At 44.7% G+C, this 10,787-nt stretch carries 13 protein-coding genes and 1 pseudogene; 4 read left to right on the top strand and 10 right to left on the bottom strand.

What is annotated here, in order from left to right:
- From B147_RS28650 to B147_RS0116245, 4 genes are all read right to left on the bottom strand, one after another.
- The coding region (locus B147_RS28650; protein WP_020588262.1) for a transposase family protein at positions 1-260 on the bottom strand (260 nt) is incomplete at its 3' end.
- Between the two features lie 189 nt (positions 261-449).
- On the bottom strand, positions 450-632 hold the full coding sequence (locus B147_RS0116260) for a hypothetical protein (RefSeq protein ID WP_157237919.1): 183 nt from the start codon (positions 630-632) through the stop codon (positions 450-452).
- Positions 633-969: 337 nt separating this feature from the next.
- Positions 970-1,140, bottom strand: a complete 171-nt coding sequence (locus B147_RS0116250) for a hypothetical protein (protein WP_157237918.1) — start codon at positions 1,138-1,140, stop codon at positions 970-972.
- Between the two features lie 54 nt (positions 1,141-1,194).
- The gene (locus B147_RS0116245; RefSeq protein WP_020588259.1) at positions 1,195-1,944 is read right to left on the bottom strand and encodes an SDR family oxidoreductase; all 750 of its coding nucleotides are present in this window, start codon (positions 1,942-1,944) and stop codon (positions 1,195-1,197) included.
- Positions 1,945-2,052: 108 nt separating this feature from the next.
- Here B147_RS0116245 and B147_RS32490 point away from each other — a divergent pair, with 108 nt between their 5' ends.
- Both B147_RS32490 and B147_RS29755 read left to right on the top strand, forming a co-directional pair.
- Positions 2,053-2,196 (top strand): LysR family transcriptional regulator, encoded by a 144-nt coding sequence (locus tag B147_RS32490; protein ID WP_211216947.1) that lies wholly within the window; start codon positions 2,053-2,055, stop codon positions 2,194-2,196.
- A gap of 30 nt (positions 2,197-2,226) precedes the next feature.
- Complete coding sequence (locus B147_RS29755; RefSeq protein WP_020588258.1) at positions 2,227-2,976, top strand: substrate binding domain-containing protein; 750 nt, start codon at positions 2,227-2,229, stop codon at positions 2,974-2,976.
- Between the two features lie 241 nt (positions 2,977-3,217).
- On the opposite strand, the gene B147_RS0116235 is transcribed toward B147_RS29755, so the two are convergent.
- Positions 3,218-4,204, bottom strand: coding sequence for an aldo/keto reductase (locus tag B147_RS0116235; protein ID WP_026259692.1), 987 nt, complete (start codon positions 4,202-4,204; stop codon positions 3,218-3,220).
- A gap of 127 nt (positions 4,205-4,331) precedes the next feature.
- Between B147_RS0116235 and B147_RS0116230 the strand changes: the two genes are divergently transcribed.
- A complete protein-coding gene (locus B147_RS0116230) occupies positions 4,332-5,153 on the top strand; it encodes a helix-turn-helix transcriptional regulator (RefSeq protein WP_020588256.1) in 822 nt (273 codons plus the stop codon).
- A gap of 102 nt (positions 5,154-5,255) precedes the next feature.
- On the opposite strand, the gene B147_RS0116225 is transcribed toward B147_RS0116230, so the two are convergent.
- The 4 genes from B147_RS0116225 to B147_RS33550 form a co-directional block, all read right to left on the bottom strand.
- Positions 5,256-6,269 carry a PAS domain-containing protein gene (locus B147_RS0116225; RefSeq protein ID WP_020588255.1) on the bottom strand — a complete coding sequence of 338 codons (1,014 nt, stop codon included), beginning with the start codon at positions 6,267-6,269 and terminating at the stop codon, positions 5,256-5,258.
- Positions 6,270-6,518: 249 nt separating this feature from the next.
- Positions 6,519-8,006, bottom strand: a complete 1,488-nt coding sequence (locus B147_RS28640; RefSeq protein ID WP_281167896.1) for an ATP-binding protein — start codon at positions 8,004-8,006, stop codon at positions 6,519-6,521.
- Entirely contained in the window at positions 7,973-9,106 is a 1,134-nt protein-coding gene (locus B147_RS0116215) for a cache domain-containing protein (RefSeq protein ID WP_020588253.1), read from the bottom strand. The genes B147_RS28640 and B147_RS0116215 overlap by 34 nt, the downstream gene beginning before the upstream one ends.
- Before the next feature lie 118 nt (positions 9,107-9,224).
- A complete protein-coding gene (locus B147_RS33550; RefSeq protein WP_083927919.1) occupies positions 9,225-9,347 on the bottom strand; it encodes a response regulator in 123 nt (40 codons plus the stop codon).
- Positions 9,348-9,976: 629 nt separating this feature from the next.
- On the opposite strand from B147_RS33550, the gene B147_RS0116210 reads away from it, so the two are divergent.
- Positions 9,977-10,609: an SRPBCC family protein gene (locus B147_RS0116210; protein WP_020588252.1), complete on the top strand. Its 633-nt coding sequence runs from the start codon at positions 9,977-9,979 to the stop codon at positions 10,607-10,609.
- Between the two features lie 33 nt (positions 10,610-10,642).
- Here the strand turns inward: B147_RS0116210 and B147_RS32950 are convergent.
- A pseudogene (locus B147_RS32950) lies at positions 10,643-10,787 on the bottom strand (IS4 family transposase); the annotation flags it as partial.

The following is a 10,787-nucleotide window of genomic DNA, read 5'->3' as shown; positions in this document are numbered from 1 at the left end:
CGTTGAAACTCCTGAGGATCCATTCTTTCAAATATTCGGCCAAACGTATCGTGGGACGGTATCCCATAAGGCAATTCCAGAAATTTTGAAAGCCACCGTTTCCGTTTTTTTCCAAAATTTTNAATTTGTTCATAAGTGTCAGCTCCGGCAACAACACCGCAAATGGCAATAATGATAACGTCAATTAGTTTATGGCATTTGTTATGATGTCGATGGTCTTCTATTTTTGCAAAAAATTTATCTATTGATTTGTCATGCATTGGCAACTCCCTATTTTTTGTTGCCTATATACATACACTATGTAATAGAAAAAATCTAGTGCAAATATCTCTTTTATTATCAAATGGTTACAATTTTTGATAATATATCCATTTGCCTTTGAAATTTTAGGCAAGGCTTAGCCTGCCTTTACAGTTTTTTACATGCGATAGCCCTGATCTATGATCCCTTTATTCCGGACAGTGCTCTCCCCTGCGTTTAAAGGCTCCGGGGTCATGATGAATGTTGCCGTAAGGCAGAGTGCTGAGATTATCATCAGCTTTTTTACCTGTAATACCATGGTGCGAATACATATTGTTATAGGCGTTCCATGTATCATTTTTTTTGCCTCCCTTCTCATTTGGGTTGTACATCAGTTGCCGACCTTAAAAACCCGCAGGCACCTTGCCCGTTAAACAACAGTATTATCAACAAGTATGCCATTAATAATTTGGGGGGAAGAAAAGCTGTAACGCCTTGGGTGGATAAGGTTTTGGGCAAATGCCCCCAGGAGGGGAAGGCCGGAAAACAAAGTAAGTGCATCCGATTGGAAGACAGGGTGTAAAAAAAGATGACATGTGCACACGGAGAGGAAGACATTTTTTGTCAAAAAATTTAAAGAAGACCTAGTTACGGCCACCCGGCAAAGGGAGAGCAGTTTTGATATGGTGGCACCCAACGCCCATTTTGCTTACTATTTAGAGCTTACACTTAATCTAAGGATACAAATTCGATTGTCCGCAAACCCACCTTTTCCCGCGCTGCAAATGCTGCGAGCGCGACGACTTGCCGGATGTTGCGTTTTGTGGTTTCCCGAATCCCGGCATATACGGTATGCCCGGCCTTTGCCAATCCCTGGACAAGCCATCCGCCCGAATCCACTTGAAGCACCTGTTACCACGATTATCTTTCTCATGGCACGTCTCCTTCCTTTGACTAAACGATTCCACCGTTTACATAGATAGTTTGACCATTCACCCACCCGGCATCTTCACCGACAAGAAACGCCACGGCATTGGCAATATCTTCAGGTTGCCCAAGCCGCTCTAACGGCGGCATTTGAGCCAGGTGTCGGATCTGTTCGTTCGTTTTGTTTTTCAAAAAAAGATCAGTTGCCGTTGGTCCGGGAGCTACGGCGTTTACGGTGATGTTCCGGCCGCGCAATTCCTTGGCAAAAATATTTGTCAGCGTCTCAACTGCAGATTTGGTGGCGGAATATATAGTGTAACCTGGCGTGGCGAGCTTGCGCACACTGGAGGAGAAGTTGACGATTCTCCCGTTGTCACGCAGTTTCCCGGCTGCAATTCGAAGCGTATTGAATGTCCCTTTGAGATTAACGGCCACAATTTTGTCGAACAATGCATCATCCGTATCGGACAGAGAGATCAGGCCCGGCTGCATGATTCCTGCGTTATTGACGAGAATATCGACCCCGCCGTAAAGAGTGATGGCCTGGTCAAACATGTCGGCTACCTGCGCAGGCACGGAAACATCGGCCTGGATTGCGGTGGCCCGGCCTCCCTTGCCCTTGATGGCTTCCATCACGGCGTTGGCTGAATCGGCATTGCTCGCATAATTCACCAGAACGGCAATGCCATCGGCGGTCAGGCGCTTGGCAACGGCCGCACCGATTCCGCGTGATGCGCCTGTAACGATCGCCACTTTGGTTTCTTTGGATGTATTCATTGCAACCTCCTTTGGTTTGGATGTTTATTTCTCGCTCAACCAACAATATGTTACAGCCTGAAATTTTTGGTAGACGCATAAGCAGAATATCGATTATACTGATTCTGTATGACAGTATTCGACGACTTATCCCTGCTGCGCGCCTTCGTCTGTATTGTGGAAAGTGGCAATATTTCTGCGGCGGCCCGCAAACTCCAGGTGACGCAACCGACGCTGAGCCGTTATTTGCAGACCCTGGAAGATCGCTGCTGAGCCGTATTGCTATTCAGAGATACGCACCGGATGCGCCTGTCTTCGGCGGGAAACCAGTTTTTACGGGAGGCCCAATCCCTTCTGGCCGCGGCGGAGGAGGCCGAACTTCGGCTTCAGAACGACCAGGCAACCCTGCGAGGTCATATCCGTCTGTTCTCAACAATTGATTTCGGCCAGAGTGTCGTCAGTCGACTTGCCGCAAGTTTCATTCAAACCAATCCTGAAGTGACGATTAACCTTGCTTATTCCAACCGCCCAATGCATATGCTTGAAGAAGGTTGCGATTTAGGCATCATCGCCGGTACCATTACGGATGATACGATCATCGCGCACCCACTCCCGGCCATTAAACGCTACCTTGTCGCTTCCCCTGTGCTTCTAAAGAAGCATAAGGCCACCGTCTCCAAACCAATCGAACTTCAATCCTGGCCGTGGCTGGCGCTTTCCGGCTTTCAATTTGGTGGGGAAAAGGAAGTCATCATTTATTCGGCTGAACAGAAAAAACAGAGGTTAGAGATAACGCCTGTCATGACATCCGAAGGTGTCACCAGCCAGCGTGAAGCGGCTCGGATGGGGCTTGGAATTGCTGTGTTACCGGAGTGGCTGATCGCCGAAGATATTGTTTCCGAGCGGCTGATAAGGATTTTGCCGGAGTGGCACGCCCAAGATCTGCCGGCTCACATCGTATACCCGGTGCAGAGACGCCTGCCATTGCGCGTGAGCAATTTCATTGATTTTGCAACCGCTTATATGACAAAGATTTTAAAACCTGGAAAATAATCCAAAATTTATCAATGGAGGAGACCAGCNCCTTGAGCACGCTTGCAAAGCTCGAATAGAGATCAATGGCTAATAATTCAAAATGATTGCTTAACCTGAAAATTCTCTCCCCCCTAGATCATGACCCAACGCGGGAAACCCGCAACCCAAGTGCCCTTCCTCATTTTCTTGTTTTTTTGACAGAAACTGAGGAGTAAGGCACTAAAACAGAGAATTCTCTGTTGAACCTTACGTTCAAACACTATTTATTAAGGCCAGCCATTCCTTCAGGTGTATAACGCTCCCCCTGTATAACGCCGGGGGAAAAAGCCTGGTCAAGCATCTGTATCTCTTGGGTGGACAGGCATATGTCCGGAGCCTTCAGGTTTTCGTTTAAATATGTCAGATGCCGGGTGCCTGGAATTGGCACTATATCATCGCCTTTGGCCATTAGCCAGGCAATGGCGGCCTGGGCAGGGGTAACGCCTTTGGATGCTGCCAGATCCAGAAGATGCTGGGTTTGCTCAAGGTTAACCTGAATGTTTGTTTCGGAAAATCTTGGCAGAAAACTGCGAAAATCCCCCGGCCCAGAAATGGTCCGGGAAGTCAACCTGCCTGTCAGCCCACCGCGGCCAAGGGGGCTGTAAGGCACAAGGGCCACGCCAAGTTCCCGCATTGTTGGTAATATCTGCGTTTCCACATCCCTTGTCCACAGGGAGTATTCGGACTGGACTGCGGCCACGGGGTGTACGCAATGGGCTCTTCGCAGGGTGATCTCCCCGGGCTCGGACAGGCCGATGTATCTGATTTTTCCCTCCTTTACCAGATCAGCCATGGCTCCCACTGTATCCTCAATGGGCACAGTTTCATCCACGCGATGAACATAATAAAGGTCAATGGTTTCCCTGCCCAGCCGCTTTAGGCTGGCCTCACATGCCTTTATAACATAGTCAGGCCGGCCGCAGATGGTCCGGGCGTATTCTCCGGGTTCGCGCACAATACCGAATTTGGTGGCCACAAACGCCTCGCCAGACCAAGTTTTTAAAACATTTCCGATAAGTTCTTCGTTATGTCCGAACCCATACTGGTCTGAGGTGTCCAGCATGGTCACTCCCTGTTCCAGGGCGGACCGGATCACTGCTTTAGACGTTTCATCATCAGACGGTCCGTAAAATTCACTCATGGCCATGCATCCCAGCCCCAGAGCTGAAACCATGGGCCCATGTGTTCCTAATTGTCGTTTTTTCATTGCATTTCCCTATATGTTGAATTGCAGGTTTACTTTCACAGCGAATATACATGAAAAATAATTGACCTTCATCAGAAATAAAGCCATTATTATCCCATATATAGACATCTAACGATAAAGGGATAAGATGCCTCCGGATATTGCCCAAATCAATTTGACCGCCCATGGTATGGATGTCCGCACTATGGCAGGCACCATGGCCGAATATTCCACCAAAGGACTGCACACCCACAGCCATCATCAGGTGTTAAAAATTCGCAGCGGTGTGGCCATGCTGGTGGATGGACACCGCAGGCAGCCAATGTTCGGGGCATTGACCGCTTTTATCCCTGCTGATTTTGCCCATCGTTCCATTGTCCTTGGAAATCCTGTGGCCTATAAATCTCTTTACCTGGCCAGAGATCTAATATCTCTGCCGGATGATGAAATTCGTCTGTTTTTTATAACGCCTCTGGAATCGGCCCTTTTTGACCGAATTCAGATTCTCACCCCCGGGGATTTATCCTGTAACTTCAACAAAGAATGCCTGAATCTGTTTTTAAAAATTCTACCTGGAGAGATGAAAAGAACGGCAGCCATAGTGCGGCTTCCGGAACCTGCCGGCACCCTATCGGAAGGGGTGATCCAATTTATAGGAAAAAATTATGCAGGGGCTTTATCTTTAAAGGATTTCACCAGGGTGATACCCTATTCCGAACGGCATCTTTCCCGCCTGTTCAAGCATGAGATGAATATCACAATATTCGAGTACCTGAGGCTGTACAGGATTTTGATAGCCTCCCTTGCGCTGTGCGAACAAGATAGGCAGGTTACACAAATCGCACTGGAGACAGGTTACGAGTCACTCTCTTCTTTTTATCGGGATTTTCAAACGGTTTACGGAATTGCACCCAAACGGTTTCGCTCCACATTTTCCAGCGTTGCCGGTGGATCAATTGTCCCTGTTTGATATGTAGGCAATAGTCCCCAGACGGAAAGAAATAACGGAAGTATTCAACACCTTTATTGCCAATTGTTTCGCCCCGAAATCATAGACATAAGGCTCGCCGTGCTATTCCTTATAAATGTCATAATCGGGGTAGTGTTTTTTTGCACAATCTTGACAAATACTGTGACTGAACTCTGCCTCAGAATGCTCATGAATGTATTGCTCAATCTGATTCCAGTAACCTTGATCATCACGAATTTTTTTACAATGAGAACATATTGGTAACAACCCGCTTAATTTCTTGACCTGGGATAATGCTTTTTTCAGATCGGCTATCAGTATTAAACGCTCAGCTTCCGCCTCTTTTCGTTCCGAAATGTCGCCATGTGTCCCAATGACACGCAATGGTTTTCCGTCTTCTGTCCACTCAATAACCTTGCCACGATCCAGTATCCATTTATATGTACCATCCTTGCAAAGAAGCCGATGCTCATTCTCATAAACAGAGGTTTCTCCATTAAAGTGACGTTCAAGATCACGATAAGCCACGGCTTTATCGTCTGGATGTATTCGTGAATCCCATTCTTTAAGATCATTCACAAGTTCATTATCCGTAAATCCAAGCATTTCTTTCCATCTTTTTGAAAAAAAGACTTGGTTGGTGACCGCATTCCAGTCCCACAAACCATCTCCTGAACCTTCTAACGCAAACTGCCATCTGGCTTCACTTTGCCTGAGCCTCTCTTCTGCATGTTTCCGTTCCGTGATATCCCTTACGCTTCCAATGCGGGATGAAACCTTTCCCTCTGTATCGCAAACAATAGAAAAACGGTCTTGAAGCCAGACATAATGCCCATTTCTGTGTTTGAAACGGTACTCAAGTTGGTATACCCTCCCTGGTTTACCTGACTGCGATTCAGCAATGACATGCTCGACTTCAGGTCGGTCGTTTTCATGTACCTGCTCCAAGACGCCATCAATGGGCATTAATTTCATCTCTTCGGAAGTAAAACCGCAGATACGGTTGAAAACAGGGCTCAAATACTCGTAGGTGTTAGATTCTATATTTCGTTTATAAGAAGCATCCAGAGAGTTTTCCAGTACTTCCCTCAGTGTATCTTCTGAACTCTTTGGCACGTTTATCCCTCCTTATAAAAATCTCACCTGCCCACTTTTAAGGAAATCTAATATGTTAGGATCATATTCAGACTAAAAATGTCAATACAAAAAAACAATAACACTATAAAATATATACAAATTCTAACCAAAGACCGGCATTCAGGCTCGCTACGCCAAATTTTAAACCAGTCAGGAATAGCAGAAGTAGCTAACGCCTTTAATGACAAGCATCACAGCATTTATATATAGATAATCCAGAGTGCTCTATCACTTGTCTTTTGCTGAAATCCACTTAGCCATAGTCTCAAACATTTTGTCTGGGTCAATCGGTTTAGCAATATGATCGTTCATTCCGGCATCCAATGCCTTTTCCCGGTCACCCACCATTGCATTGGCCGTCATGGCAAGGATAGGTAATTCTTTAAACTTTTCCTGTTTACGGATTTTTCGGGTTGCCTCGTATCCGTCCATTACCGGCATCTGACAGTCCATCAGAATCCCGTCAAACTCGTGATCCTCCAAAATCTTTAATGCCTCCTGACCATTGTCGGCAGTTTCAACGAGAATGTGGTTGCTGGTGAGCAGTTCCATTGCCAGTTCCTGGTTGATCTCGTTGTCTTCAACCAGCAGAATTTTACAGCCTTTGATTTTTTCAAGTGCCTGGCTGACAGTTCCTTCTGACATTTCATCAGAAGCGTTTATGTTATATAGGTAATCACTTTGCTTACCAAAACGTACCGTAAAATGAAAAGTACTCCCTACGCCCTCTGCACTCTCCACCCAAATCTCTCCATTCATCAGTTGAACGATTTGCTTGGAGATCGCCAAGCCGAGTCCTGTTCCCCCGTATAGACGAGTTGTCGAGGCATCTACCTGGGTAAAGGGCTGGAATAAATTTTCCTGTTGCTCTGGTGACATCCCGATACCCGTATCCTGAACTGAAAACTGTAAAACAACCGCTGACTCGTCTTCTTGCTTCATGGTGACGTTAAAGGATACTTTATCCCTTTCATTACAGAATGTTATGGCGTTGCTGCCAAGATTGATTAAAACCTGGCTTAGTCGATGGGGATCACCAATCAGGGCTTTTGGGACATCACGATCAATTTTAACCAAAAGCTCAATGCCTTTTTCTTTAGCATTTAAATTGATGGTGTTGACCATGTTGTCAATGACCTCTTTCAGTTGGAAATCGACATCTTCCATTTCCAGCTTACCGGCATCGATTTTTGAGAAGTCAAGGATGTCGTTGATGATGCGAAGAAGATTTTCTGCTGAAAAGTGTGCCTTTTCAATGTAATTTTTCTGTTTATCATCGAGATCGGTCTGCAGTGCCAGATGCGTCATACCCAGGATGGCGTTCATGGGGGTCCGGATCTCGTGGCTCATGTTGGCCAGAAATTCGGATTTTGCTATATTGGCTGATTCAGCCTTCAGCTTGGCTGTCTGAAGGCTCTGGTTGGTCTTTGTCAGTTCATCTGTGCGCGCTTCCACCAGTTTTTCAAGTTCGTTCTTATAAGAGCTTAATTCCCGGGTTTTCTCCGTGACCTTGACGTCCAGATGCTGAATGTGATCCTCGATGGTCTGAACCATATTGTTAAATTCACCGCAGAGCGCCCCGATCTCGTGCTTGCCGGTCACATCGGACCGCACACTGTAGTCTCCTGCCGAAACCCTGGAGGCCTTAATCGCGAGGTCAACGATGGGGGCAAGTAGATTTCTTAAGTTTTCCCGATTTTGGTGTTCAGCATTAATTGCCTGAGCTGGTGTATCAACTCAGCCTTTCTTTTGGCGATCTCTGTTTCGATGTCATCAATGTATATGCCTGTACCGATAACAAGGTCCCAGTTAGGAAAATCTCTGACAAATGAAAGCTTTTGATAGGTCATTTCGTCTGCCTCTTTTTTCTTCCACCAGTATGAGTAAAATCCCTCTCTCTGTTCCCTGGCAGTTTTTACCATCGGCGGGCCAATGAGATTCCCCTTGGAATCGCGTACCTGTGAAAAATCTGCCTCTTTCTCGACAAATGGGTGTGCCTGCATGATGCCGTCATAGTCGAAAATAAAAAAATATCCGTTCTCACTATAGTGTAAGTGACTGATTATATGAAAAACTTCATCCATAAGCTTCTTGTTGAGTTCACTGTAATAGGCACCCGTACCGACAATCCAATCGAAGGGTTCAAATTTAAACACATAGGAGATCTTGTCTTCGACCTTTCCAGTTGTCGGATTTTCCCACCTGTAGTCTAAAATGCCAGCCCCATTTTTCTTGGCGATATCAACCATTTTGTTGACGTAATAAACCCCGTTTTTATCTTCAATATTTTTGAAACTTGTTCCCTCAATGGCGGGTTTGATGGGGTGAATAACAGAGTTCGAATCAAAGTCATTTACAAAATAATAACCGCTGTCGTTATCGTAGCGGTGAATTCGAATGTAATTTGCGATCTTCTCTTTTAACTGGTCGTGCGGCAGCCTGTCTTTGTTTTTGCTGTAAAATGTATCCAGGTTTCTCTTGAACTGTTCGCCACGTGCCTGGAGGACATTGCCGATGTTGCCCATCTTTGATTGCTCGTATAAGCTGTCGATGACGCTCCAGGCCACGTGGGTTAAATCTTTCAGCTGGTCCTTATGCTTGGACATGGAACGTGCTTTAAAGCTTTCGAGATCCTGATGCACATTTTTCGCAAGCATCACGACCTTACTGAGTACGACTTTGCTGTTTTCCTCCCCTAACGCTTGAATGCTTTTTTCTATTTTCGGCATGGTAAAGGCGTAAATAATCAAAATAAATAAAAAAATAGTCACGCCGACAATGAAGATCGCCTTACGTAAAATTTTTGAATCCAGCATTTATTACCTTTCCGATCTGCTCTACGTATTGTGTTATTATTTTAATTGGACGATTGAGGCATTGAACGGTTTGGCTAGATAATCTACCACACCAAGCTCAATACTCTTGGTCTCATTTTCACTGTGATTCAGGGGCCGTTATAAAAATAACCGGAATATGCCGAGTCCGGGTGTCGGCTTTGAGTTCTCGGTAGATCTCATAGCCACTCATTCCTTGCATTATGACATCCAAAGGTATCATATCGGGTTGCCCTATTTGTTTTTTTACGAATTGAATTCAGGTTATAAAACCTCATGAATAAAAGCAAGAAGTACATTGAAATGCAGTAATTTGATACCCAGGAATAATGGTATGATGGAACGTTTTTTCTGAAATTGCACCCCACAAGATATTGTGCCATCACAAAAAGCCCCGCATTCAAGCTTATGCGGGGTAAAGTGTAATGCTCCGGAAATGGACCTGGGAGGACCAATGTATAAAATTGATTGTAACGACAAAGTTCACCAGGAGCGGCGCTTAGGCGGCGATCGGGAGAAGCAACTTGTTATCCCAAAGCCTTTAATATGGTGGTTCATACACCATAAAATTAAGCATTTAAGGCTTGTATTTTTTTAGTAAGTACTATATTTCGAGTTTGACTCTTTTTGAGAAAAACCACGGTTTACGGGGTGCTCACAGAGATCGATGATAAGAATCAAATTTCTATTGGTTATAGGAAGATGAATTTATTCTGGATTAAACCGGGCACGACTGACTCATTTTATAGTTTACGCAGATAATGAATTGTTAAATGCGTCATACTTTATTGGTATGCTATGGTCAAGGTTGATAATATCAGAACCAGATAAAAACTTTAAGGAAGGGCACGCATGAAATTCGGGTTCAAGATAGAAAGGGCGGGTGATAGGCATAAAAAATGTTTAATTATTATAATTGCTGTCACTTGTATACTTACAGGACTGTCTGCCGGATATGCTGGAGAAAATCAGGAAGATTCTATAATTGTATCGGATTATTTTGCTGATCCAATACCTTCAAAAACGTCCTGGTTAGACAGGCGCATAGGCTCGAAGGAAAAAATAGAGTTTGATGCGATTGTGACGTTAGCTTCAAAACCGGGAGATAAAAATCTTTCTTTAAATATTAAAAAACTGACAAACAGGGGTCCCTGCTTCGGTACACTGCATGAAACAGAACGTTTGTATGGCGGATATGTAATACATTTTGAGGTGGATCCGGTTCAGAAAGATTGTGCTGATTATGTAAGCCACGCATTTCTTATTCCAAGCAGCTGGGATCCTGACACGCAGTTTTTTCTAAATTTATATGACGGTCCTGTGCGTAAAGGTCAGGTATGGATAAATTTAACAAAAATCGGCAAAAAAACTAAAATTTCGGTTTCGGAAAAAAAGAAACTGAAAAAGATCAGTGATGTCCGGTTAGGTTTTTGCTTGTTCGCTAAATGTAATTTTTTGATCTTTGACAATATTGTCCCTGTTTAAACTATGAGACGTATCCTCGTCGTGCCCAATTAGGTCGTTCAAGATGGCAGTTCGTAACTGTCGAACTCTTTTAATAGAGACCTTCTCATTAAACTCGTTTCGACAGTAGATTGCCAGCAACAGGTAAGTGATAAGGCCACTAAGAATTTGAACCATAAGACCATATTCACTGCGGGCA

The sequence above is a fragment of the Desulfobacter curvatus DSM 3379 genome (genome assembly GCF_000373985.1).
Taxonomy (GTDB): Bacteria; Desulfobacterota; Desulfobacteria; order Desulfobacterales; family Desulfobacteraceae; genus Desulfobacter; species Desulfobacter curvatus.
The sequence above is the reverse complement of the archived record's forward strand: the minus strand, read 5'-3'. Positions and strand labels throughout refer to the sequence as shown.

Bases quoted from the DNA above. Each gene is read 5' to 3' on its own strand.
- B147_RS0116260 (WP_157237919.1), bottom strand. From the start codon at position 632: ATGTACAACCCAAATGAGAAGGGAGGCAAAAAAAATGATACATGGAAC.
- B147_RS0116245 (WP_020588259.1), bottom strand. From the start codon at position 1,944: ATGAATACATCCAAAGAAACCAAAGTGGCGATCGTTACAGGCGCATCA.
- B147_RS32490 (WP_211216947.1), top strand. From the start codon at position 2,053: ATGACAGTATTCGACGACTTATCCCTGCTGCGCGCCTTCGTCTGTATT.
- B147_RS29755 (WP_020588258.1), top strand. From the start codon at position 2,227: ATGCGCCTGTCTTCGGCGGGAAACCAGTTTTTACGGGAGGCCCAATCC.
- B147_RS0116235 (WP_026259692.1), bottom strand. From the start codon at position 4,204: ATGAAAAAACGACAATTAGGAACACATGGGCCCATGGTTTCAGCTCTG.
- B147_RS0116230 (WP_020588256.1), top strand. From the start codon at position 4,332: ATGCCTCCGGATATTGCCCAAATCAATTTGACCGCCCATGGTATGGAT.
- B147_RS0116215 (WP_020588253.1), bottom strand. From the start codon at position 9,106: ATGCTGGATTCAAAAATTTTACGTAAGGCGATCTTCATTGTCGGCGTG.
- B147_RS33550 (WP_083927919.1), bottom strand. From the start codon at position 9,347: ATGATACCTTTGGATGTCATAATGCAAGGAATGAGTGGCTATGAGATC.
- B147_RS0116210 (WP_020588252.1), top strand. From the start codon at position 9,977: ATGAAATTCGGGTTCAAGATAGAAAGGGCGGGTGATAGGCATAAAAAA.